This window comes from Streptomyces sp. SID13726 (assembly GCF_010548375.1).
Lineage (GTDB): Bacteria > Actinomycetota > Actinomycetes > Streptomycetales > Streptomycetaceae > Streptomyces.
The window spans coordinates 647,132-670,997 of sequence record NZ_JAAGLY010000003.1; the positions used below are offsets into that span (position 1 = coordinate 647,132).

Consider the following 23,866-nt stretch of genomic DNA (forward strand, 5'->3'; position numbering starts at 1 on the left):
GGGAGTCCTTTCGGTGGGCGGGCGGCGGGCGTAGATGGATGGGCGCCGGATGTCAGGGAGCGGGCACAAGGCGGCGGCATTGGGTAGGCGCCAGGCGTCAGTGGGCGGGCGACGGGCGTCAGGGAGCGGGCACAAGGCGGCGGCATTGGGCGGGCTCGGGGCGTCAGTGAGCAGGCGACGGGCGGAATCGGCGGCGGTACTCGGCCGGTGCCGTGCCGAGGGTTCTGACGAAGGCGCGGCGCATGGCCTCCGGGGTGCCGTAGCCGCTGGTGCGGGAGATCTCCTCGATGCCGTCGGTGGTGTCCTCCAGGAGCCGGCGGGCGTGTTCGAGGCGGACCCGGTCGACATAGCGGCCCGGGGTCGTCCCGGTCTCGGTGCGGAAGGCGCGGGCGAAGTGGCGGGGCGAGAGCCGGGCCCGGGCCGCAAGGGACTCCACGCCGAGGTCGTCCGCCGGGTGCTCGGTGATCCACTGCTGGATCTCCCGCAACGGCTCGCGCTGCGCGGTCTGGGCGGCGAGCTGGGCGCTGAACTGGGCCTGGTTGCCGGGTCGGCGCAGGAAGACGACGAGGTGCCGGGCGACGGTGAGGGCGGCCTCGCGCCCCAGGTCCTCCTCGACCAGGGCGAGCGCGAGGTCGATGCCGGAGGTGACCCCGGCGGACGTCGACACCTGTCCGTCCCTGATGTAGATCGGGTCGGGGTCCACCTCGACGGCCGGGTGGTCGCGGGCGAGCTTGGCGCTGTACGCCCAGTGGGTGGTGGCCCGGCGGCCGTCCAGCAGGCCCGCCTCGGCGAGCAGGATCGCCCCGGTGCACACCGAGACCAGCCGCTCGGCGTCCGGCCCGTGCTCGCGCAGCCAGTCGGTCAGGCGCGGGTCGGGGCGCCGGGTGCCCTGGCCGCCGGGCACGAGGAGGGTGTGCGGGGTGCCGGCCCGCGCGAGGGACTCGTCCGGTACGAGGGTCAGGCCGCTGGAGGTGCGGACGGGAGCGTCGTCCAGGGCGGCCGTGCGGATGCGGTAGGTGCCCGGGGTGTGCTGCTCGGCCCCCGCGAAGACCTCCAGCGGGCCGGTGACATCGAGACTCTGCACGCCGTCGAAGAGGACGACGAGGACGGTTCGCTGCGCCATGCCCTCGATTCTCGAAGCCGGGCGCGAGGGCGGCAATGACGAGTACCCCACCTTTCCTGCCACGGGATCTCTCCGCATGACCCGGGGCGGCCGAGGTACCCGGACCTCCCCGAGGAGAGGACGAACTCGTGTTCCGTGCGATCGCAGACGTACTGCGGCAGATCGGTGGCGCGGTCGCCACCGTCGTGACGCTGCCCTTCCGGGCGCTGGCCCGGCTGTTCGGCGGCGCGTCGAGCTCCACGAGGAGCCGCACGGCCTGATGCCCGCGCCCTGATCCCCGAGTGTCGGTGCCACCTGCCACAATTGCCGCGCAACCTCAGTGAGAAGGCGGTACGGGATCGTGACGACACCCGAGTCGATCGACGTTGGGTCCATCGAAGGCAGGATCGCCGAGGAGCTCGGCGTACGGGAGCGGCAGGTCAAGGCCGCCGTGGAACTGCTCGACGGCGGTTCCACGGTTCCCTTCATCGCCCGCTACCGCAAGGAAGCGACCGAGATGCTCGACGACGCGCAGCTGCGCACGCTCGAGGAGCGGCTGCGCTATCTGCGGGAGCTGGAGGAGCGGCGGACGGCGATCCTCGACTCGGTGCGCGAGCAGGGCAAGCTCACCGACGAGCTGGCGGCGCAGATCCGGGGCGCGGAGACCAAGGCACGCCTGGAGGACATCTACCTCCCGTACAAGCCCAAGCGGCGCACCAAGGCGCAGATCGCGCGCGAGGCAGGCCTGGAGCCGCTCGCCGAGGGCCTGTTGGGCGACCCGGGGGTGGAGCCCCTCGCGGCGGCGGCCGCGTTCGTCGACGCGGACAAGGGCGTCGCCGATCCGCAGGCCGCCCTCGACGGTGCCCGGGCCATCCTCACCGAGCGCTTCTCCGAGGACGCCGACCTGATCGGTGAGCTGCGTGAGCGCATGTGGGTGCGGGGCCGGCTGGCCGCCAAGGTGCGCGACGGCAAGGAGGAGGCGGGCGCCAAGTTCGCCGACTACTTCGACTTCGCCGAGCCCTTCACCGCCCTGCCCTCGCACCGGATCCTGGCGATGCTGCGGGGCGAGAAGGAGGAGGTCCTCGACCTCGTCCTGGAGCCGGAGGAGCCGTCCGAGCAGCCCGGTCCCTCCTCGTACGAGGGGATCGTGGCCCACCGGTTCGACATCGCCGAGCGTGGCCGTCCCGGCGACAAGTGGCTGACGGACACCGTGCGTTGGGCCTGGCGGACCCGGATTCTCGTGCACCTCGGCATCGACCTCAGGCTGCGGCTGCGCACGGCCGCCGAGGACGAGGCGGTCAACGTCTTCGCCGCCAACCTCCGCGACCTGCTGCTCGCCGCCCCGGCCGGCACGCGCGCGACGCTGGGCCTGGACCCCGGTTTCCGTACCGGCGTGAAGGTGGCCGTGGTCGACGCGACCGGCAAGGTCGTCGCCACCGACGTCATCTACCCGCACGTCCCGGCCAACAAGTGGGACGAGGCGATCGCCAAGCTGGCCCGGCTGGCGCAGCGGCACTCCGTCGAACTGGTCGCGATCGGCAACGGCACGGCGTCCCGGGAGACCGACAAGCTCGCCGGTGAACTCATCTCCAAGCACCCGGAGTTGAAGCTCACCAAGGTGATGGTGTCCGAGGCGGGCGCGTCCGTGTACTCGGCCTCCGCGTTCGCCTCGCAGGAGCTGCCCGACATGGACGTGTCGCTGCGCGGCGCGGTCTCCATCGCGCGCCGGCTCCAGGACCCCCTCGCCGAGCTGGTGAAGATCGACCCCAAGTCGATCGGCGTCGGCCAGTACCAGCACGACCTGTCCGAGGTGAAGCTGTCGCGTTCGCTGGACGCGGTGGTGGAGGACTGTGTGAACGGCGTGGGGGTGGACGTGAACACGGCGTCCGCGCCGCTGCTCTCCCGGGTCTCCGGGATCACCTCCGGGCTGGCCGAGAACATCGTGTCGCACCGGGACACGAACGGACCGTTCACCTCGCGCACCGAGCTGAAGAAGGTGGCCCGGCTCGGGCCCAAGGCGTACGAGCAGTGCGCGGGGTTCCTGCGGATCCGGGGCGGCTCCGACCCGCTGGACTCGTCGAGCGTGCACCCCGAGGCGTACCCGGTGGTGCGGCGGATGGTGAAGACCGCAGGGCAGGAGGTGGGGTCCCTCATCGGCAACACCGGTGTGCTGCGGTCACTGAAGCCGCAGGACTTCGTGGACGAGACGTTCGGTCTGCCCACGGTGAGCGACATCCTCAAGGAGCTGGAGAAGCCAGGGCGTGACCCCCGGCCCGCCTTCAAGACGGCGACCTTCAAGGACGGCGTCGAGAAGATCTCCGATCTGGTCGCCGGGATGGTCCTCGAAGGGGTCGTGACGAACGTGGCGGCCTTCGGGGCGTTCATCGACGTCGGTGTCCACCAGGACGGTCTTGCGCATGTCTCCGCGCTGTCGAAGACGTTCGTCAAGGACCCGCGGGACGTGGTGAAGCCCGGCGACATCGTCAAGGTGAAGGTGCTGGAGGTCGACATCCCGCGGAAGCGGATCTCGTTGACGCTGCGGCTCGACGACGAAGCGGCTGCGAAAACCTCCGGTGGGGAGCGGCGACAGCCTCAGCGAGGTGGACGGCCGCCTCAGCAGCGGCAGCAACAACCCCGTCAGCAGCAGCGGTCCGCGCCCGCTCCGGCCAACAGTGCGATGGCTGACGCTCTGCGCAAGGCCGGGTTGCTGGATTCCAAGAAAAAGGGGCGGTAGCGGTTGTGGGGAACTGCGGGCCGGTTGTGGCTGGTCGCGCAGTTCCCCGCGCCCCTAAGGAGTCTCCGCCACCTTGCCCGATGAGACCTCCAGTCTCCTGGTCACCCTTACCGCGTCCAGCATTCTGCGGTCGTGGGTGACCAGAAGCAGGGTTCCCTCGTACGCGTCCAGCGCCGACTCCAGCTGTTCGATCGCCGGGAGGTCCAGGTGGTTCGTCGGTTCGTCCAGGACCAGGAGGTTGACGCCTCTGCCCTGGAGCAGTGCGAGCGCGGACCTCGTCCGCTCCCCCGGTGACAGGGTCGCCGCCGAGCGCAGGACGTGGTCCGCCTTCAGGCCGAACTTGGCCAGCAGGGTGCGGACTTCCGCCGGTTCCGTGTCCGGGACCGCCGCGCAGAAGGCGTCCAGGAGGGATTCCTCGCCGTGGAAGAGCTTGCGGGCCTGGTCGACCTCGCCGATCAGGACGCCTGAGCCGAGGGATGCCTGGCCGGAGGTCAGGGGGACGCGGCCGAGCAGGGCTGCCAGGAGGGTCGACTTGCCCGCGCCGTTCGCGCCCGTGACCGCGACCCGGTCCGCCCAGTCGATCTGGAGGGAGACCGGGCCGAGGACGAAGTCGCCCTGGCGCACCTCGGCGTCCCTCAGGGTCGCGACGACGGCGCCGGAGCGCGGGGCCGACGCGATCTCCATGCGCAGTTCCCACTCCTTGCGCGGTTCCTCGACCACGTCGAGGCGTTCGATCATGCGCTGGGTCTGGCGGGCCTTCGCGGCCTGCTTCTCGCTGGCCTCGCTGCGGAACTTGCGGCCGATCTTGTCGTTGTCGTTGCTCGCCTTGCGGCGGGCGTTCTTCACGCCCTTGTCCATCCAGGAGCGCTGCATCTGGGCCCGGTCCTGGAGCGCGGACTTCTTGTCGGCGTACTCCTCGTAGTCGTCCCTGGCGTGTCTGCGGGCGACCTCCCGCTCCTCCAGGTAGGCCTCGTAGCCGCCGCCGTAGAGGGTGATCTGCTGCTGGGCGAGGTCGAGTTCGAGGACCTTGGTCACCGTGCGGGTGAGGAACTCGCGGTCGTGGCTGACGACGACGGTGCCGGCGCGCAGGCCCTTCACGAAGCGCTCCAGGCGCTCCAGGCCGTCCAGGTCGAGGTCGTTGGTCGGCTCGTCGAGGAGGAAGACGTCGTAGCGGGATAGGAGGAGGGAGGCGAGGCCGGCGCGGGCCGCCTGGCCGCCCGAGAGGGAGGTCATCGGCTGGTCCAGGTCGACCGCGAGGCCCAGCGAGTCGGCGATCTCCTCGGCGCGTTCGTCGAGGTCGGCGCCGCCCAGGTCGAGCCAGCGCTCCAGGCCGGTGGCGTACGCGTCGTCCGCGCCCGGTGCCCCGTCGACCAGGGCCTGGGTCGCCTCGTCCATCACGCGCTGGGCCTCGGCGACCCCGGTGCGGCGGGCGAGGAACGCGCGGACGGTCTCGCCCGGGCGCCGCTCCGGCTCCTGCGGGAGGTGTCCGACGGTGGCCGTCGGCGGGGAGAGCCGGAGCTCGCCCTCCTCCGGTGCGAGCAGGCCCGCGAACATCCTGAGCAGCGTGGACTTGCCCGCGCCGTTGGCCCCGACCAGGCCGATGACGTCTCCGGGCGCGACGACGAGGTCGAGCCCGCTGAACAGGGAGCGGTCGCCGTGGCCGGCGGCGAGGTTCTTGGCGACGAGGGTGGCAGTCATCAGACCGTCGATCCTAGTGGCCGTACGGAGCGCCCGGCGCTCCGATTCTCACCGGGCCATCGCCTCCACCAGGACACTTCCCGAGGTGCGTGCCACCACGAACGATTCTCCTCGTACCGCCTTGGCGTCCAGGGCGATGCGGTGCCGCCCCGCCTCCAGGACGCCGTCGAAGACCTCGTGGGCGTGGGTGCGGTAGAGCCGGTCGAGGCGGTACGCCGTGAGGCGGACCCGGCACGGTGAGGTGACCTCGACGCCCGCCTCGCCGTCGGCGGCGACCAGGCGGGTCAGCCGGCGCTGATCGACCGGGCTGCGGTCCAGGGCGTGCTCTATCTGGGCCACGAGCAGCGGGATGATCGGGGCGAGTCCGTCGACGTAGGCCACGTCGACGCCCGCGTGTGCGAAGGAGTGGCGTACGGCGGCACGTTCCTCCTGGGAGACCGCCCTGCCGAAGGCGACGGCGCCGTAGCCGCGCAGTTCGTCGGCGGGGACGTCGACCACGCCGTGGGTGATGTCGGCGCCGATGCCGATGGTGCGCAGGGCGGCGGCCAGTTTGGCGAGGACGGCGACGCGGGCGCCGATGAGCAGGACGCGGCGGCGCGCGCCCTCCGGACCGGCGCCCTGGAGCAGGGCGTCGAGCGCCGCCCGGTAGTCGGCGCCGTGGAAGCGGAAGGGCCCTATGCCGTGGTAGCCGTTCATCTGGAGGTCCACGGCCTCCTCGGTCTGCCAGGCGAAGTCCCGCCAGATGAAGTCGTCGCCGTCGCGCTCGATGACGGCGGTGACGGCACCGCAGGCGAGGTCCTCGCACTCGGGGCAGCCGTAGATGACATAGCGGCCGCCCGGAAGCGGGGCGTCCGTCTCGCCCAGGAGGCTGCGGACCTGGGCGGTGAAGATCGCGGGCGGGACGTCCGAGGCGAGTGGGGAGACGGCGTCGAGGTCGGAGAGCTGGAAGAGGAGCGGGCGGCCGTCGACGATGAAGTCCACGAAGTCCCGGTGGATCTGGAAGTCACCGTTGGCGAGGACTCCACCGGCACGCATCGCCGGTGCCAGGCCGAAGGTCGCAAATGCGGCAGACATGCTGTGAGTATTCCCGGCTGTGGACCGGTCTGAGCACGGCATGGGGCATTCCGCTAACGTCCCCGCGTGGACAGTGCGCTGAGCGACGAGATCGTGGTGGTCGGGGGCGGGGTCGTCGGGCTGACGACGGCCGTCGTGCTCGCCGAGCGGGGGCGGCGGGTGCGGCTGTGGTCGCGGGACCCCGTCGAGCGGACCACCTCGTGGGTTGCGGGCGCGCTGTGGTGGCCCTACCGGATCAGACCGGTGGCGGCGGTGCGCGCGTGGGCGCTGCGCTCGCTCGACGTGTACGCGGAGCTGGCGGCGCGGCCCGAGGTCACCGGCGTACGCATGGTCGAAGGGGTACTGGGCGAAACGGACCTGGACGAGGCCCGCTCCTGGGCCTCCGTGCGGATTCCGGGGCTGCGGGCGTCGACGGCCGAGGAGTACGCCGGGTCGGGGACGTGGGCCAGGCTGCCGCTCATCGACATGTCGACTCATCTCCCTTGGCTGCGGGAGCGGTTCGTGGCGGCGGGCGGGGTGGTCGAGGAGCGTACGGTCACGGACTTCGCCGAGGTCGGCGCGCCGGTCGTGGTCAACTGCACGGGGCTCGGCGCCCGTTCGGTCGTACCGGACCCGGCCGTGCGTCCGGTGCGCGGGCAGTTGGTCCTGGTGGAGAACCCGGGCATCCGGACCTGGCTCGTGTCCAAGGGCGCCGACGGGGAGATGGCGTACTTCTTTCCGCAGCCGGGGCGGCTGGTGCTGGGCGGCACGGCGGAGGACGACGTGTGGTCGACCGAGCCGGATCCGGCGGTGGCCGAGGCGATCGTACGGCGGTGTGCGGCGCTGCGGCCCGAGATCGCCGGGGCGCGGGTGCTGGGGCACCGGGTGGGGCTCAGGCCCGCGCGGGACGTCGTACGGCTGGAGCGTGAACCGCTGCCGGACGGGCGGCTGTTGGTGCACAACTACGGGCAGGGCGGGGCCGGGGTGACCGTGGCCTGGGGGTGCGCGGAGGAGGCGGCCGGGCTCGCCGCCTCCTGACGCGCGCCGGGTTCAGCTGTGGTCGTGGCCCAGCGGGTCGCCCTCCGTCTCGGTGCCGGGGCCCGGGCCGACCTGGATGCCGAAGTCGCCGTCGTACTTCTTGTGGCCCTCGATCACGGCGAGTTCGACGGCCTCGGAGCCCATCTCGCCGCGCACGATGACCGGGTCCCTGCGCAGGTCGCGCATGAGGGCCACGCACATGCCGATCATCACCAGGACGAAGGGCGCGGCGGCCAGGATCGTGAGGTTCTGGAGGCCGGTGAGGGCGTCGCCCTGGCCGCTGCCGACGAGCAGCATGATGGCGGCGACGGCTCCGGTGACCACGCCCCAGAACACGACGACGAACCGGCCGGGTTCGAGGGCGCCCCGCTGGGAGAGCGTGCCCATCACGATGGACGCGGCGTCGGCTCCTGAGACGAAGAAGATGCCGACCAGGATCATCACCAGCAGGCTGGTGGCGGTCGCGATGGGGAACTCCTGGAGGACGGCGAAGAGTTGGCCCTCGGGGGTGTCCTCGCCGCCGAGCGCGCCGCCCTCCTTCAGCTTCATGGCCGTACCGCCGAAGATCGCGAACCAGACCAGGCTGACGGTGCTGGGCACGAGGATGACACCGCCGACGAACTGGCGGATGGTGCGGCCGCGGCTGATACGGGCGATGAACATGCCGACGAAGGGCGTCCAGGAGATCCACCACGCCCAGTAGAAGACGGTCCAGCTGCCGAGCCAGTCCGCGACGCCCTTGCCGCCGCTGGCCTCGGTGCGGCCCGCGAGCTCGGGCAGGTCGCCGAGGTAGGAGAAGATCGAGGTGGGCAGCAGGTCCAGGACGATGATCGTGGGGCCCGCGACGAACACGAACACGGCGAGGATCAGGGCGAGCACCATGTTGGTGTTGGACAGCCACTGGATGCCCCGCTCGATGCCGGAGACAGCCGAGGCGACGAAGGCCAGGGTCAGCACCGCGATGATGGCGACGAGCAGTCCGGTGCTGACGTGGTCCATCCAGTCCAGTTCCTGGAAACCGGAGCCGATCTGGAGGGCGCCGAGGCCGAGGGAGGCCGCGGAGCCGAAGATCGTGGCGATGATCGCGAGGATGTCGATCACCCGGCCCGCGGTGCCGTTCGCGTGCTTCTCGCCGATCAGCGGGGTGAAGACCGCGCTGATGGTCTGGCGCCGGCGCTTGCGGAAGGTGCTGTAGGCGATGCCGAGTCCGACCACCGCGTAGATCGCCCACGGGTGCAGCGTCCAGTGGAAGAGGGTCGTCGCCATCGCCGTCTCCATGCGTTCACCGGAGCCGGCGGGGTTCGTGCCCGGGGGCGGGGTCGTGTAGTGCGAGAGCGGTTCGCTGACGCCGTAGAACATCAGGCCGATGCCCATGCCCGCGCTGAACATCATCGCGACCCAGGACACGGTCTTGAACTCGGGTTCCTCGCCCTCGTCGCCGAGGTGGATACGGCCGTAGCGGCTGATCGCGAGCCAGAGCGCGAAGACCACGAAACACGAGGCGGCCAGCATGAAGGCCCAGCCGCCGTTGTGGATCAGCCCGTTGAGCATGGTGGTGGAGACGTCCTCCAGCGAGTCCGTCGCCGCCCAGCCCCAGATCACGAAGGCCACGGTGACGGCGGCGGTGACGCCGAACACCACCCGGTCGGTCTGCTGGCCGAGAATGCCCGCGGGGCCTTCCCGGCCGCCTCTCTTCTTCACGTCTTCAGTCATCTGCGGCACCTTCCCCTGGGGCGGTGGATACGCCGGTTTTCACACAGTTCCCCAGGACCTACCACAGGTGCCGCAGATCTCGACCGATTCAGCAGCCGGTGTCGGGCTCCGCGGCCGTGAGGTGGTACGGGGCACGTGCGTCGAGGAGCAGCGGGACGAGGGCGCGCAGAGGCTGCCTCAGCGGCACGTAGGTGCCCTCGGTCCGCACTCCGTGCAGGGCGAGTTCGTCCTTCACCTCCGTGTACTGGGCGTCGGTGAGCCGGTAGCCGCAGGGCGGGTCCTGGATCACCTCGGCGGGTTCGGGCGGGTCGTTGTCGGCGCCGCCGAGATAGACCGGGCCGGTGCCTGGCCGGTGACGGGCCTCGGTGGTGGCCTTCTCGATCCGGCCGCGACGCTCGTCGGTGAAGCCGAACAGGCCTTTCAGGGCGGCCAGTTGGGAATCGACCCGGCGCCGGTTGTTGGCCGCCTCGCCGGTGGCGGCGAGCGGCTCGACGCGGCTCTCGATCAGCAGGCCGATCGCGTGCTTGACGCCGGACATGTTCCGCAGGATGCGTTCCTGGCCGTCACCGGCGACCTGTCTGATCGGGTCGCCGGTGACCGGGTCGGTCCAGATGCCGTACGTGCCGGTCGTGTAGCCGGACTTCCGCGCGGCGGGGCGCACGTACGCCTGGGACAGGGTCTCGGCCTCGTCGTGGACGGCCTCGTCGGTGTTGAGGTTGCGGGGCCAGAGGTCGAAGAGGTCCTTGTCGTAGTAGGGCGGGGTGGCGCCGTACTCGTGCAGGTCGTAGATGACGTCCGGCTGCCGGTCGCGGACGACCGCCGCCATGGCGCGGGCCTCCGCGGTGGCCAGGGCCAGGTGGTCGCGGTTGATGTCGACGCCGTCGCCGTTGCCTCGGGTGTCGGCGGCCCGGCCGTCCGGGTTGGCGGTGGGCACGACCAGCACGGTGGTGCGGTCGAGGAAGCGCCGGGTGCGGGCGTCCTTCGCGTAGGCCAGGTCGCGGATCTTGGTGAGACAGGCCTCGCGGCCGGAGGGCTCGTCGCCGTGCTGGCTGCACACGAGGAGGACCTTGGTGGGGGCGTGGCGGGCGCCGACCTGGACGAGCCGGAGGGGACGGCCCTGTTTCGTCGTACCGATGCGGTCGACGGAGACCCGGGGGCTGCCCCGGTCCACGGCCGCCAGGAAGTCCCGCTCCTCGGTCTCCCCCGTCCAGCGGGCCCCCGCCGACTTCTCGAAGCCGGTGCGGGGCGGCTTCTCCGTGGCCGCGAGCGCCGGGGTCGCCGTGACGAGGAGGGCCGTGGCGGCGGCCGCCGTCGTGAGTGCCCGGATCATCGGGCCTCCCGCGGGACGCGCTGCGTGGTGCGCGGGGCCCGGACGCCGTCGAGCGGCGTGGCCTTGTCCGGTACGACGGTCTCGGCGCCCTTCGTGGCGTGCGCGAACGCGGACGCGCCGCCGACCAGCGGGACGCGGGCCGAGGTGCGGGACAGGTCGACGGTGAGCGTGGGCTTGGTGGACGGCGGGTCGATGAGGTCCTTGTCGGTGCCCGCCACGATCAGGGCGAGACGGTGGCCGGCCGGGACGACGTGGTCCGTGGTGCCCAGGTCGAGGGTGATGGTGTAGGCCCTGCCCGGGGTGAGCGGGACGCCCTTGCGGTCCGAGGCGTAGTTCCCGAGGTCGGCCCAACCACGGCTGACGACCGTGTAGTCGACGGCGGCGGTCTGCGCCCGGGTCTCCTTGAAGCAGGCGCTGTCGCCGGTGGTGCTGAAGCCCCAGCAGGTGCGGTCGGTGAGCGTGGTGATGCCCTCGCCGCCGGCCGCGTAGTCACGGATGGTGTCGGGGCCGAGGTCCACGAGCACGGCGGAGAGGTGGGCCGTGGAGGTGGTCGGGGTCGCCGTGACGGTCACCTTCGAGGCTCCGGAGAGGCGGAGGTCCTTGCTCAGGGTGCCGGTGGTGAAGCCCGCCTTGCCCGGGGTCGAGGTGTCGATCTGCGCGGCCCAGTCGGTCTCGCTCAGCGCCGGGTCGTCGGTGAAGGTCTCGGTGCCCTTGGCCTTGCCGAGGCCGAGGGTGCCGACGCCAGGCTGGGAACCCTTCGCGGGGCGCAGCGTGGCCGCGGAAGTGCCGCGCGGGGGCCAGGACTTGGAGGTGACCCACTGGTCGGGGTGGCGTTCGATGTCGGCCATGGGCTCGCGGTCGATGCCGTTGTCGTAGCCGAGGAGTTCGTGGTCGAACCAGCGGTGCAGGGTGTTCACCCACTCCGCGCGCCGGAAGTCGAACGGGTCGACGTGGCCGGTCTGGGAGAGCCAGATCTTGCGCTCGACGCCGTTCTTCGCGAGGGCGTCCCACCACGGGCCGAGGTGCTGGAGACGGACGTTGAGGTCCTGCATGCCGTGCACCGCGAAGACGCTGGCCTTGACCTTCTTGGCGTCCTTCACGTAGTCGCGCTCGGTCCACAGCGGGGTCCGGTCGCCGGTGCGGGGCGCCTGGTCGACGAGTTTCTGCTGGACTGCGGCGCACCTGGCGCGGGCGTCGGGGCTGTCGACGTAGTCGGAGAGCCAGTCGGGGCCCGAGTCGTAGAGCGGAGCGCCCTTGGAGAAGTAGTAGTCGTACCAGGTGGAGATGGCGCTGATCGGGACGATGGTCCTCAGGCCCTCGACTCCGGTGGCGGCGACGCCGTTGGCGATGGTGCCGTCCCAGCTCTTGCCGATCATTCCGGTGCGGCCGTTGGTCCAGGTGGCCTTGGCCTTCGCGGTGCCGGTGCGGCTCGTGTAGGCGGTGGCCCGGCCATTGAGCCAGTCGACCACTGCCTTGGCGGACTGGATGTCGGAGCGGCCGCCCACGTCCACACAGCCGTCGGAGCGGTTGGTGCCGGCGAGGTCGACGCCGACGAAGGCGTAGCCGCGGGGCACGAAGTAGTTGTCGTAGAACAGCGGCATCTGGACGACATCGCCCTGGGCGTCATACGTCTTCAGCTGGCTCTCGTTGCCGCGCCCGCAGCAGGAGTAGTAGGGGCTCGCGTCCATGATGACCGGCACCTTGCGGCCCTGCTGGGCAGCTTCGCGGGGCCGGACGACGTCGACGGCGACCCGGTCGGTCCTCCCGTCGCCGTCGCCGTCGAGGCGGGTGTCCACCCAGACGGCCTCGCGGACGGCGTTCCCGTACGAGTAGACCGGTTGGCTCTCCCGCGTCTTCGCCGGCGCCGCCTGGGGCTGTGCCTGTGCGGTCGCGGGTGCGAGGAGGGTGGCCAGCAGGGCGGCGGTGGCCGCGGCGGCCGTCGCGAGCGGTCTCCAGATCGTGAAGCGCGTTCTTGTCGACATGCGCGGACGGTACTGCGGTCAACTCCCGCACAAAAGAGGGCCTCTTGGGACCATGTCGGCCGAATGGCGATCGTGTGACAGGGGCGACCATGGACACACGCAGCTCACAGGTGGTGAATAGGCTGCGAACAGACTTCATGCCCCCACGACTTGGAGCTTTCGTGCACCGCAGACTCATCGCACCGGGCGCGCTCGCGGCGGCCTCCCTGATGCTGGCGATCCCAGCGTCGGCAGCGACCTCCTCCCCCGGCTCTCCGGGCATCGGCGACCCCTACTACCCGGACTACGGCAACGGCGGATACGACGTCTCCCACTACGACCTGCGGCTGAAGTACCAGCCGGCGACGGACGAACTGGAGGGCACGGCCACCCTCCTGGCGCGCACCACACAGGATCTGTCCCGCTTCGATCTGGACTTTCTCCTCGACGTGAGCGAGGTGCGGGTCAACGGCTCCAAGGCGTCGTTCACCGCCTCGGGCGAGCACGAGCTGGAGATCACGCCGAGAACGCCGCTGGCCAAGGGCACCGAGATCACGGTGGTGGTCCGCTACCGCGGGGTGCCCTCCTCCAAGCAGGCGTACGGCTTCACCAGCTGGCACCGCACTCCGGACGGCGGGGTCGGGGCGAACGAGCCCGAGTCGGCCTGGTGGTGGTTCCCGAGCAACGACCACCCGCTCGACAAGGCGACCTACGACGTGTCGGTCCAGGTGCCCGACGGCAGCCAGGCGATCTCCAACGGCACGCTCCAGTCGACGAGTTCACGGCTCGGCTGGACCCGCTGGAACTGGCGGTCCGACAAGCCGCAGGCCACGTATCTGGCGACCCTGGCCGTCGGCCGGTTCGACGTCACGACCGGGACGACCGACGGCGGCATCCCGGTCGTCAACGCCTACAGCAAGGACCTCGGGGCCAACTACGGGGCCGCGCGGGCGAGCGTCGAGCGGACCGGGGAGATCGCCGACTGGCTGAGCGGGTACTTCGGGCCGTACCCCTTCGACGCGCTCGGCGGATACGTCCCGAACACGGACACCGGGTACGCGCTGGAGACCCAGACCCGGCCCTTCTACAGCCCGCGCCAGTTCGCGAACGGCTCCAACACCTCCGTGGTCGTGCACGAGCTGGCCCACCAGTGGTACGGCGACCTCGTGTCCGTGCGCGGCTGGAAGGACATCTGGGTCAACGAGGGCTTCGCCCGGTACGCCCAATGGCTGTGGTCCGAGCACGAGGGCGAGGGGACGGCACAGGAACTCGCCGACTACGTGTACGACTCGCACCCGGCCGACGACGCGTTCTGGACGGTGAAGCCGGGTGACCCCGGGCCGGAGAACCAGTTCGACATCGCCGTCTACGACCGCGGCGCGCTGGCCCTCCAGGCGCTGCGGAACGAGATCGGGGACGAGGCGTTCTTCGCGGTGCTGAAGGGGTGGCCGCAGAAGTACGCGTACGGCAACGCGTCCGTGGCCGACTTCCAGCGGTACGCCGAGGAGGTGTCCGGGCAGCCGCTGGCCGCGCTGTTCGACACGTGGCTGTTCCAGCCGTCGAAGCCGGGGGCGCCCGCCGCGCGGGGTGCGTCGATCGCGAAGGCGTCGGAGGCGTCGGAGGCGCCGGTGCGGCCGAGGTCGTGGAAGAAGATCGCGGCGACGAACGACGTGCACGGGGAGTAGGGCTCTGGAGCGGTCCCGGCCTGCGGGACGGGGCCGCTCCTACCGGCTCGGGCCGCGGGTCGCGCGGGCCAGCAGTGTGTCCCTCGTGATCGCGTCGGTCCGCGTGGACGGCACGGTGCAGGCGTGGGCGCCGGCCAGCGCGCCGTAGAGGGCGCACCTTCGCGGGGGTTCGCCGGAGAGGTGGCCGAAGAGGAACGCGGCGGCGAAGGCGTCGCCCGCGCCGTTGGAGTCGATCACGGGGGCGGGCGGGGTGACCGGTGGGACGTGGGTCAGCGTGCCGTCCGCGAGCAGGTACGCGCCCTCGGCTCCGGCGGTGGCGACGACGATCCCGGCACGGCCGCGCCCCGCGATGTCGCGCAGGGTGCGCTCGGGGTCGGTGAGGGCGGCGGCGGACAGGAACACCACGTCGGCCGCGAGGGCGAAGGGCTCGTGGTAGGGGTTCTCGCCATCCCAGTCGTGGAGGTCGGTCGAGAGGGTGGCGCCGGTGTCCCGGAGGACGGGGAGGGCGTGGGCGCAGGGGTGGGTGATCGAGACGTGGATGTGCCGGCTCGCCTCGGCGAGGGGACGCAGGGTGTCCGCCGGGAACCGGTCGTCGGGGTGGGCCCGGCTGGTGTCGTACAGGGAGAGTCTTCTGCCGTCGGGGCCGACGAGGTTCACGGCCCGCTTGGTGCCGGCGGGCTGGGGGACGGCGGTGAGCACGATGCCCCGGTCGCTGTGCAGGGTGCGGACCAGGTCGCCCTCGGGGTCGTCGCCGAGGAAGTCGAGGTGGTGGGTGGTCAGGCCGAGGGCGGTGAGCCCTACGGCCACGAAGTCGCCGGTCTGTCCGGCACGGGTGCGGATACCGGAGTCGATCATGTAGCTGTCGGCGTGGGGCAGGGGCAGCTCGGGGACGTGGACGATGGTGTCCACACCGGCTCCGCCCAGCACCAGGACGTCGATGTCCTTGGTCAACTCCCGCTCTCCCCACGGTCGTAGACGGTGACCGCCAGGCCCGGCTCCACCAGTCGCCCGATGATCAGCGGCTCCACGCGGGACCACTTCCCGCCGGCCAGCCCGCACCCTATCCGCGGCATGTGCACGGACGCCCCGAGCTCGACGGCTTTCACGGCGACCTTGCGGAGGGCCGCGTCGATCGCCTCGTACCGCACGGGCACGCCCTTGCTGCCGCTTCGTGTGCCTCGCTGCCCGACCATGTTGGCCACCCACACATACGGCTCGACCCGCACGAACTGGGCGGCGCCCAGCCCGAAGTCGTTCGACGCGCGCTCCCGGTGCCAGGCCCGGTACGCGGCCTCGGGTTCGGGCCAGCGGCGCGAGACCGCGACCACGAAGCCCTTGCCCCAGCCCCCGAGGTCGTTGCAGACGTGCGCGATCAGCTTGACGCCCTTCACCGACGGGACGGTGGCGTCGCCCTGGACGTACTTGATCTCCCCCATGACCCCACCGTAGAGGCCGGCACTGACAACGGCGTCGGTCAGTGGTCAGTGCGTGAGGTCGGTCAGTTCGCGGTCCGTCGTGTCCGACACCCTGCGGCGGACGCCGAACCAGCCCGCGACCAGGAGGGCCGCGATCACGGGGACCAGGAGGAGGGTCTTGCGGCCGACCTCGGGATCGTTGGCCATCATGCCGAGACAGGCCAGGAGGAAGGCGATCGTGGTGATCTCGGTGAACGGGGTGAAGGGGAGGCGGAAGGACGGGCGGGTCAGCAGGCCCGCGCGGGCGCGGCGGACGAGGACCAGGTGGCAGATCATGATGATCACCCAGGTGCTGATGATGCCGAGGGAGGCGACGTTCAGCACGATCTCGAAGGCCCGGCTCGGCATGAGGTAGTTGAGGCCGACACCGAGGACGCAGACGGCGCAGGTGAGCAGGATGCCGCCGTAGGGGACCTGGCTGCGGTTCATGCGGGCGGTGAACCTCGGGGCCGAGCCCGCCGTCGCCATGGAGCGCAGGATGCGGCCCGTGGAGTACAGGCCCGAGTTCAGGGAGGACATGGCCGCCGTCAGGACCACCAGGTTCATCACGTCGCCCGCCGCCGGGACGCCGATCTTCGAGAGGACCGTGACGAAGGGGCTCTCGTCGGCCGAGTAGACCGAGCCGGGCAGGAGCAGGGCCAGGAGGACGACCGAGCCGACGTAGAAGAGGCCCACGCGCCACATGATCGAGTTCACCGCGCGCGGGACGACCTTCTCCGGCTCCGCCGTCTCGCCCGCCGCGACACCGACCAGTTCGAGGGCGGCGTACGCGAAGATCACGCCCTGCATGACGAGGACGACCGGCATGACGCCGTGCGGGAGGACACCGCCGTTGTCGATGATCACGCCGACACCAGGGGTCTGCCCGCCCACCTCGTGCCGCGTGGCCAGCAGGAAGATGCCGATCAGCATGAAGCCGACGAGCGTGGCCACCTTGATGATCGCGAACCAGAACTCCAGCTCGCCGAAGATCTTCACCGAGATCAGGTTCACGGCGAGGACCACGGCGAGGGCGATCAGCGCCAGCGTCCACTGCGGGATGTCGGTGAACAGGCTCCAGTAGTGCGTGTAGAGCGCGATCGCGGTGATGTCGGCGATGCCGGTCGTCGACCAGTTCAGGAAGTACATCCAGCCGGCGACGTACGCGCCCTTCTCGCCGAGGAACTCACGCGCGTACGACACGAAGGAGCCCGAGGAGGGGCGGTACAGGACCAGCTCGCCGAGCGCCCTGACGACGAAGAAGGCGAAGATCCCGCAGACCAGGTAGGCGAGGGCGAGCGCAGGGCCCGCGGTGTGGAGGCGTCCTCCGGCGCCGAGGAAGAGGCCGGTGCCGATCGCGCCGCCGATGGCGATCATGTTGACGTGGCGGGCCTTGAGGTCCTTGCTGTAGCCGGCGTCGCCCGCGTCCGCGGGTACCTGGGCCGCGTCGGTGCGGGTGGCGGCCTGTGCCGAGTGCACGGCGTCCTTGCTCACGGGTCGTTCCACTCTCTGGTGCGCTGCGCCCCGGCGGGTCCCGCTCGGGCTTTCGGACGTACGTCGGCCTGTGCCTCCTGGCGAGAGGCACAGGCCAGGGGCTCGCCTTCCCCGCGCGGCACGGCACATGCGGTGGCACATGTCACAGAGGGGGCTTCTCGCCTGATCGATGCCTGAGCGACGTCTGATCGACGGATGATCGACGACTGGCCGCACCGGGTGTCACAGCAGTGGTGAGACAGCGATACTGCTGCACATGACGACCGACACCCCCACCGGCACCGAGGAGCCGGCCCTCACGATCGACGAGCTGGCCGCGCGGGCCGGGGTCACGGTCCGCACGGTCCGCTTCTACGGCACCCGGGGGCTGCTGCCACCACCGGTGATCGGTCCGCGCCGGGTCGGTCACTACGGCCCTGAGCACGTGGCCCGACTGGCGCTGATCGAGGAGCTCCAGCACCAGGGCATGACGCTGGCGGCGATCGAGCGGTACATGCAGCAGCTGCCGGCCGAGCTGAGCGCCCACGACCTCGCGATCCACCGGGCCGTGGTCGCCTCCTGGGCACCGGACGTCGTGGAGCGGATGGACCCCGACGAGCTCCGGCGGCGGGCGGGGCGGGCGCTGGGCGACGACGAGCTGGAGCGGCTCGCCGCGATGGACGTGGTCCGGCGGGACGGCGACGCCTACCGGGTCGACCTGGGGCTGCTGCGGCTCGGTGTCGGGCTGCTCGACGTACCGTTGTCGCAGGAGGCGATCCTCGCGTCGCGGAAGGTGCTGATCGAGCACTCCCGGGCCGCGGCGCGCGAGTTGTCGCAGCTGTTCCGGGGCGAGGTGGCCCAACGCGACGCGCAGGACGTCAAGTCGCTGTCCGCGCACATGGAACCGCTCGTCGTCCAGGCCCTGCTGACGACCTTTCAGCGGTCCCTGAAGGAGGAGCTTCGGGAGTGGACGTCAGAGGTAGGCGGAGCCTCCTGACACGTTGAGGGTCTGCCCGGTGAGGAAGTCGCTGCCCTTGTCGACGACGTAGAGGAGCGTCGAGACCAGGTCGGCCGGTTCCTGCGTCCGCTCGACGACCTGTCCGGAACGCACCTGCTCGAAGCCGCCGTCCGCGCCCACCGTCCGCTCGGCGGTGGCGGTACGGACCATGCTGGGCGCGATGGCGTTGACCGTGATGCCGTAGGGCGCGACGGCGGCGGCGAGCGAGCGGGTGAAGCCGATCAGGCCCATCTTCGAGGAGACGTACGGGACCATGGCGGGCGGTGCGGTGAGCACGGCCGCGGAGGCGATGTTGACGATCCGGCCCCACCCGGCCGCCTTCAGATACGGCAGCGCGGCACGCGTCACCAGGAACGGCGCCTCCAGGTTGACCCGCATGACCCGGCGCCAGTCCTCGAGCGTGGTCTCCTCGAAGGGTTTCGCCGGGTACACACCGGCGTTGTTGACCACCACGTGCAGGGTGCCGAACCGGTCGACGATCTGTTCCAGGCCCTCCTCCACCGCGCCCGGGTCGGTGGCGTCCCCGACCAACTCCACGTAGTCCAGGATCTGTTCGGCGGTCTCCGACTGCGGTTCCAGGTCGAGTCCCGCGACCCGGTAGCCGCGCCCGGCGAGCGCGACGGCGAACTCCCGTCCGAGGCCCTGTGCCGCTCCGGTCACCAGGGCGGTACGCGTCTCCATGCGCCGAGTGTGACGACCCGTCAGGCGCGCGGCAAGGGCGCATTCCACTCGCTGGAACGCCGCTGTTGCCGCCCGGGTCCGTGGCGTCGACGCTGCGGGGCGATGCCAGCAGCCGCTTGCTACGGGAGCCGTGCCCGATGACCGAGACCGAGCGTGCCGTGGACGACGCCGAGCGCGCCCGCGAACAGGCCGGCGGGCGGCGCCGGTCGCGTCCGTCGCCGCGCCGGCTGGTGCGGGACGAGCTGGGTGTGCTGCTGGTGCTGGGGCTGCTGATCGCCGGGATCGGCATCCCGTACCCGGACTTCCTCGACACCGGCAACCTGCTGTCGACGGCCCACAACTCGGTCTACATCTCACTGATGGCGTGCGGGATGGTCTTCGCGCTCGCCATGCGCGAGGTCGACCTGTCGGTGGGCGGCAGTTACGCCATGTGCCTGGTCGTCGGGGCGCTGCTGATCCGGGACGGGACGGCGCCCTGGCTGGCGGTGCCGGTGGTGCTGGCCACCGGTATCGCCGCCGGCGTGTTCAACGCGCTGGTCACGACGGTCCTCGCGCTGCCGTCGTTCATCGTGACGCTGGGCACGCTGCTGCTCTTCCGGGGTGTCGGCCTGGCCCTCGCCGACGGCAAGCAGATCACCGATCTGCCGCTGGACGACTCGTTCTTCACCTTCGCGGGCGGCGACCCCGGCGGGGTGCCGTTCGCGCTGTGGGTACTGCTCGCGGTGGTCGTCGTCCTGGCGGTGGTGCTCGCCCGCACCCGGTTCGGGGCCCGGGTGCGGGCGATCGGCTCCAACCCGGACGCGGCCGCCTTCAGCGGTATCCCGGTGGTCCGCACCCGCGTCCAGGCCCTCGCCCTGTCCGGCCTGACCACGGCGTGCGCCGCCACCCTCGCCCTCGCCTTCTACGGCGCGGGCGACCCGACCCTCGGCCAGGGCTACGAGCTCCAGGCCATCGCCGCCTGCATCATCGGCGGCACCCCGCTGGTCGGCGGCCGGGGCTCGGTGGTCGGCGCGGTGGCGGGGGCGATGATCCTCTCGGTCGTCGCCGCCGGGCTGGTCTTCTTCGAAGTCCCCATCAACTGGACGTCGTTCGCGACCGGCGGGGTCATCCTCGTCGCGGTCGCGGCCGACAGCGCGCTGCGGCGCGGTGGACGCCGTCGCAAGTGACCTGGGGGGTGTCGTTTGGATCAGGTCGGCTGCTGTGAGGAACGGTGCGTCCCGGCGGAGCCGAGCGGGGTCTGGTGCGTGCCGGCTGCGAGGCGGAGGAGCCGTGTCGATCAGCCGCTGCCGCGGCGGGCGACGCGATGGGGCCCCTCCCGCGCGAGGTTGCTTCGAGCGTGGGGGAGTCGGCGACCGACGACAACGCCGCTGGGGGTCCCCCGCGCCCTTGAGGCTGTGGGGGAGTGCGTGCCAGCCCCCGCGACGCCGGACTGATCCGAACGACACCCCCCAAACCTGGAGGCCGTGATGCAACCCCGATTCCGTACGGTGTCCGCGGCGCTCGGTGCGCTGCTGCTGGTCGGTGCCGCAGGCTGTGGGGGCGGCGGTTCCGGCAAGGGCGACAAGTTGAGCATGGGCATCGCGGTCGCCAACATCTCGCTCAACTTCGCCCACGAGATGGTGCTGGGCGCGGAGAGCGCCGCGAGCCACGCGGGGGATGTCGACTTCAAGGCCGTGGGGCCGCCCAACACGGACGGGCCCGCCGAGGTGCAGCTGTTCCAGAACCTGACCACGCGGGCCAAAGACGGCATCGTGCTGGAGAACCTGGATCCGCCGATCTTCACCCGGCCCGCAGCGCAGGCCGTCGACAAGGGCATCCCGATCGTCGCCCTGGACACCTCCCCCACCGACGGCAGCAAGGTGGGCTTCTACGTCGGCAACGACAACTACGCGCTGGGCGAGTTGATGGCCAAGGAGGCCCTGAAGCGGCTCGGCGCCGATCCGAAGGGCGAGGTCGCCATCGGGGTGCCGAACCCGGGGACGCCGGTGCTGGACAACCGGGCGAAGGGGATCGCCGACACGTTCAGGAAGGAGGCGCCGGGGGTGAAGGTGGTCGGGCCCTTCCAGACGTACAGCGATCCCGGGCAGAACTACAGCAGTTGGTCGGCGCAGGTCAACGCGCACCCGAACGCGCTCGCCTTCCTCGGCGTCGGGGACGCCGACAGCTACAACCTCGCCAAGATCAAGAAGGCGGAGAACGGCAAGTGGCTGACCGCCGGTTTCGACGTCGACCCGAAGACCCTGGACGCGGTCAAGGACGGCTCGAACTTCGTCACCATCGACCCGCAGCACTTCCTCAAGGGCTATCTGTCGACCGCGATCCTGATCGAGTCGGTGCGCGAGAAGGACGGCAAGCTGCCCGACGGCTGGTTCCTCTCCCCCGGCGGGGTCGTCGACTCCTCCAACATCGACGAGATCATCGCCCGCCAGAAGTCGGCGAAGGCGGCCTACGACTGGTACACGCCGACCATCGACAAGCTCCTCGGCGACCAGGGCGCGCAGATGAAGCCGCTCAAGGACGCCCGCTGAGATGACGTACGGCGACATCCTGGTGGCGCGGGACCTGGTCAAGTCGTACGGCGGCGTACGGGCGTTGGACGGGGCCGGCATCCGGCTGCGGGGTGGCGAGGTGCACGCGCTGGTCGGTGAGAACGGGGCGGGCAAGTCGACCCTGGTACGGATACTGTCCGGGTCGCTCGCGCCGGACGAAGGCACGGTCGAGTCGGGCGGGATGGAGTCGGGTGAGGCGGAGTCAGGTGAGGACGCCCAGATCGCGACCGTGTCCCAGGAGTTGAGCCTCTTCCCGGACCTGTCCGTGCGGGAGAACCTCTTCCCGTACCGTCCGCCGCGCCGCTTCGGACTGCTCGACCGGGGTGCCATGGACCGGGCGGCCCGGCCCGTTCTCGCGGAACTGGGACTCGACGTCGACCTGGACACCGAACTCGGCGAACTCCCGCTCGCCGACCAGCAGTTGACGGAGATCGCACGGGCCCTGCTGCTCCGCCCGCGCCTGCTGATCCTGGACGAGCCGACCTCGGCGCTCCCGGCCACCGCCGTCGACCGCCTCGAACAGGTGCTGCGCACGCTCACCGGGCGGGGCATCGCCGTCCTGTACGTCACCCACTTCCTGGAGGAGGTCATGCGGATCGCCCAGCGGGTGACCGTGCTTCGGGACGGCCGGGTCGCTCTGGCGGGGGTGCGCCGGGAGGAGGTGGACGTGCCCGAGCTGGTGACGGCGATGCTCGGCGGACGGCCCGAGCAGCCGGCCCGAAGGGCGCGGGCCGCGGTCGATCTGCCGCCGCCGGTGGTGCTGTCCGGGGTGAGCGTGCCGGGCCGGCTCGCCGACGTGACCTTCACCGTGCGGGCGGGTGAGGTGGTCGGGGTCGCCGGGCTCCAAGGGGCGGGCCATCTCGACGCGTTGGAGGTGGTGTGCGGGCGCGCGGACGTCTCGGCGGGCCGGGTGGACGAGGGCGGCCGGGGCCTGCCGCACTCGCTGCGGGCGGCGGTGCGGGCAGGCGTGGCCTTCGTGCCGAGCGACCGCAAGCGGTACGGGCTGATGGTGGACCGTACGGTGTGGGAGAACACCACCGCGGTGAGCTGGCTGGCGCTGGGGCGGGGCGGGTTCATGCCGTCCCGGTCCGAACTCGTGCGGCACACACGAGATCTGACGGAGCGTCTGCGACTGCGGGGCGGGCCCTACGACGTAACGGCCCGGCTGTCCGGCGGCAACCAGCAGAAGGTCGTGTTCGCCAAGTGGCTGGCGACGGAGCCGAGGATCGTGGTGCTGGACGATCCCACCCGGGGCGTCGACGTCGGCGTACGGAGCGAAATGCACCGGATCGTCGGCGAGTTGGCGGCGGGCGGGGCGGCCGTACTCCTGGCGTCGACGGATCTCGCGGAGCTGACGGAGATCTGCGATCGGGTGCTGGTGTTCGTGCGGGGGCGGCTGGTGGGTGAGGTGCACGGGGAACGGCTGACCGAGCACGCGTTGGCGGTGGCGATGCAGCAGGGGGCGGCCGACGAACCGGAGTGACCGGGCCCGGGCCGGGGCTGGTTCAGGCCCGGCAGGGTGCTGGTGGGTTTCGGACCGGCGGGTGCTCGTCGGTATCAGACGGGCAGGGTGCTGGTCGGTTTCAGACAAGCAGGGTCCTGGTGAGTTCAGGCCGACAGGGTTCTGGTGGGTGTCAGGCCGACAGGGTTCTCGTCAGTGCCCGTGCCGCCGCGCACACGCGGGCGCCGATGCGGTCCATGTCGAGCCGTCGGGTGCCGCCGGTGACGGAGATCGCGGCGACCGGGCGGGAGTCGGGGCCCCGCGCGTAGACGGGGGCGGCGACCGCCGAGACGCCGATCTCGGCCTCCTCCAGGTTGACGCCGTAGCCACGGGCCCGGGTGCGGGCGAGGTCGCGGGCCAACTGGCCGGGCAGGACCAGGGTGCGCGGGGTCAGCCGGGGCAGCGCGCGGCCCGGTGGGCTGGGGTCCAGGGCGAGGAAGACCTTGCCGGTGGCGGTGCAGTGGGCGGGAAGCCGACCACCGGTGCGGGAGACGATCGGGGTGGCGCGGCGGCCGGTGACCTTCTCCAGGAACAGGGTGTCGGTGCCGTCCGGGACGGCCAGGTGGACGTTCTCGTGGGTCGCCTCGTGCAGATCGCCGAGGTACGGCAGCGCCGCGTCCCTCAACTCCCGCACGGACGGCGCCGACTGGCCCAGCACGAACAGCGCGAGCCCGACACGGTAGCCGCCCTCCCCGGTGCGCTCGACGAGCCCGAGCCGGACCAGTTCGCCGATCAGCCGGTGCGCGGTGGGTTTCGGCAGGCCGGTGCGCAGGGCGGCTTCGGCGAGGGAGAGGGCGGTGTCGGACTCGCCGCAGACACGCAGCAGCGCGGCTCCGCGGGCTAGCACCGACTTCGGCGGCCGACCGTCCGTCATGG

Annotated in this window: 19 protein-coding genes; 8 read left to right on the top strand and 11 right to left on the bottom strand. The window is 71.4% G+C overall.

Features of this window, described 5'->3' with window-relative positions; translation table 11 throughout:
• Positions 1 to 163: 163 nt before the first annotated feature.
• The gene (locus G3I78_RS10240) at positions 164 to 1,123 is read right to left on the bottom strand and encodes a GlxA family transcriptional regulator (protein ID WP_164422642.1); all 960 of its coding nucleotides are present in this window, start codon (positions 1,121 to 1,123) and stop codon (positions 164 to 166) included.
• Between the two features lie 128 nt (positions 1,124 to 1,251).
• Here G3I78_RS10240 and G3I78_RS52815 point away from each other — a divergent pair, with 128 nt between their 5' ends.
• Together G3I78_RS52815 and G3I78_RS10245 are read left to right on the top strand one after the other, a co-directional pair.
• Positions 1,252 to 1,383, top strand: coding sequence for an LPFR motif small protein (locus G3I78_RS52815; protein ID WP_343243705.1), 132 nt, complete (start codon positions 1,252 to 1,254; stop codon positions 1,381 to 1,383).
• Between the two features lie 80 nt (positions 1,384 to 1,463).
• Positions 1,464 to 3,836 (top strand): Tex family protein, encoded by a 2,373-nt coding sequence (locus tag G3I78_RS10245; RefSeq protein ID WP_164422644.1) that lies wholly within the window; start codon positions 1,464 to 1,466, stop codon positions 3,834 to 3,836.
• A 54-nt stretch (positions 3,837 to 3,890) separates the two neighbouring features.
• On the opposite strand, the gene G3I78_RS10250 is transcribed toward G3I78_RS10245, so the two are convergent.
• Together G3I78_RS10250 and G3I78_RS10255 are read right to left on the bottom strand one after the other, a co-directional pair.
• A complete protein-coding gene (locus tag G3I78_RS10250; protein WP_164422646.1) occupies positions 3,891 to 5,534 on the bottom strand; it encodes an ABC-F family ATP-binding cassette domain-containing protein in 1,644 nt (547 codons plus the stop codon).
• Positions 5,535 to 5,582: 48 nt separating this feature from the next.
• Complete coding sequence (locus G3I78_RS10255) at positions 5,583 to 6,608, bottom strand: oxidoreductase (protein WP_164422648.1); 1,026 nt, start codon at positions 6,606 to 6,608, stop codon at positions 5,583 to 5,585.
• A gap of 66 nt (positions 6,609 to 6,674) precedes the next feature.
• Here G3I78_RS10255 and G3I78_RS10260 point away from each other — a divergent pair, with 66 nt between their 5' ends.
• Positions 6,675 to 7,625: an FAD-dependent oxidoreductase gene (locus G3I78_RS10260; RefSeq protein WP_164422650.1), complete on the top strand. Its 951-nt coding sequence runs from the start codon at positions 6,675 to 6,677 to the stop codon at positions 7,623 to 7,625.
• A gap of 12 nt (positions 7,626 to 7,637) precedes the next feature.
• On the opposite strand, the gene G3I78_RS10265 is transcribed toward G3I78_RS10260, so the two are convergent.
• From G3I78_RS10265 to G3I78_RS10275, 3 genes are all read right to left on the bottom strand, one after another.
• The gene (locus G3I78_RS10265) at positions 7,638 to 9,338 is read right to left on the bottom strand and encodes a BCCT family transporter (protein WP_164422652.1); all 1,701 of its coding nucleotides are present in this window, start codon (positions 9,336 to 9,338) and stop codon (positions 7,638 to 7,640) included.
• A gap of 88 nt (positions 9,339 to 9,426) precedes the next feature.
• A complete protein-coding gene (locus G3I78_RS10270; protein ID WP_164422654.1) occupies positions 9,427 to 10,668 on the bottom strand; it encodes a M14 family metallocarboxypeptidase in 1,242 nt (413 codons plus the stop codon).
• Positions 10,665 to 12,650: a Xaa-Pro dipeptidyl-peptidase gene (locus G3I78_RS10275; protein ID WP_164422656.1), complete on the bottom strand. Its 1,986-nt coding sequence runs from the start codon at positions 12,648 to 12,650 to the stop codon at positions 10,665 to 10,667. Before G3I78_RS10275 ends, G3I78_RS10270 begins: the two co-directional genes overlap by 4 nt.
• Before the next feature lie 161 nt (positions 12,651 to 12,811).
• Here G3I78_RS10275 and G3I78_RS10280 point away from each other — a divergent pair, with 161 nt between their 5' ends.
• Positions 12,812 to 14,314 carry a M1 family metallopeptidase gene (locus tag G3I78_RS10280; protein ID WP_164422658.1) on the top strand — a complete coding sequence of 501 codons (1,503 nt, stop codon included), beginning with the start codon at positions 12,812 to 12,814 and terminating at the stop codon, positions 14,312 to 14,314.
• 39 nt (positions 14,315 to 14,353) lie between these two features.
• On the opposite strand, the gene G3I78_RS10285 is transcribed toward G3I78_RS10280, so the two are convergent.
• The 3 genes from G3I78_RS10285 to G3I78_RS10295 are packed head-to-tail and all read right to left on the bottom strand — an operon-like array spanning position 14,354 to position 17,262.
• On the bottom strand, positions 14,354 to 15,265 hold the full coding sequence (locus G3I78_RS10285) for a PfkB family carbohydrate kinase (RefSeq protein WP_164422660.1): 912 nt from the start codon (positions 15,263 to 15,265) through the stop codon (positions 14,354 to 14,356).
• The gene (locus G3I78_RS10290; RefSeq protein ID WP_164422663.1) at positions 15,262 to 15,750 is read right to left on the bottom strand and encodes a macro domain-containing protein; all 489 of its coding nucleotides are present in this window, start codon (positions 15,748 to 15,750) and stop codon (positions 15,262 to 15,264) included. Before G3I78_RS10290 ends, G3I78_RS10285 begins: the two co-directional genes overlap by 4 nt.
• A 45-nt stretch (positions 15,751 to 15,795) precedes the next feature.
• On the bottom strand, positions 15,796 to 17,262 hold the full coding sequence (locus G3I78_RS10295) for an amino acid permease (RefSeq protein ID WP_164422665.1): 1,467 nt from the start codon (positions 17,260 to 17,262) through the stop codon (positions 15,796 to 15,798).
• Positions 17,263 to 17,518: 256 nt separating this feature from the next.
• On the opposite strand from G3I78_RS10295, the gene G3I78_RS10300 reads away from it, so the two are divergent.
• Positions 17,519 to 18,238, top strand: a complete 720-nt coding sequence (locus tag G3I78_RS10300) for a MerR family transcriptional regulator (protein ID WP_164422667.1) — start codon at positions 17,519 to 17,521, stop codon at positions 18,236 to 18,238.
• Here G3I78_RS10300 and G3I78_RS10305 read toward each other — a convergent pair.
• On the bottom strand, positions 18,215 to 18,940 hold the full coding sequence (locus G3I78_RS10305) for an SDR family oxidoreductase (RefSeq protein ID WP_164422669.1): 726 nt from the start codon (positions 18,938 to 18,940) through the stop codon (positions 18,215 to 18,217). The genes G3I78_RS10300 and G3I78_RS10305 overlap by 24 nt on opposite strands.
• Before the next feature lie 137 nt (positions 18,941 to 19,077).
• Here G3I78_RS10305 and G3I78_RS10310 point away from each other — a divergent pair, with 137 nt between their 5' ends.
• From G3I78_RS10310 to G3I78_RS10320, 3 genes are all read left to right on the top strand, one after another.
• A complete protein-coding gene (locus tag G3I78_RS10310; RefSeq protein ID WP_164422671.1) occupies positions 19,078 to 20,106 on the top strand; it encodes an ABC transporter permease in 1,029 nt (342 codons plus the stop codon).
• 300 nt (positions 20,107 to 20,406) lie between these two features.
• Entirely contained in the window at positions 20,407 to 21,468 is a 1,062-nt protein-coding gene (locus G3I78_RS10315) for a sugar ABC transporter substrate-binding protein (protein WP_164422672.1), read from the top strand.
• Position 21,469: 1 nt separating this feature from the next.
• Positions 21,470 to 22,972, top strand: a complete 1,503-nt coding sequence (locus tag G3I78_RS10320; RefSeq protein ID WP_164422674.1) for a sugar ABC transporter ATP-binding protein — start codon at positions 21,470 to 21,472, stop codon at positions 22,970 to 22,972.
• Positions 22,973 to 23,123: 151 nt separating this feature from the next.
• Here G3I78_RS10320 and G3I78_RS10325 read toward each other — a convergent pair whose 3' ends face one another.
• Positions 23,124 to 23,864: an IclR family transcriptional regulator gene (locus G3I78_RS10325; protein ID WP_164422676.1), complete on the bottom strand. Its 741-nt coding sequence runs from the start codon at positions 23,862 to 23,864 to the stop codon at positions 23,124 to 23,126.
• Between the last annotated feature and the right edge of the window lie 2 nt (positions 23,865 to 23,866).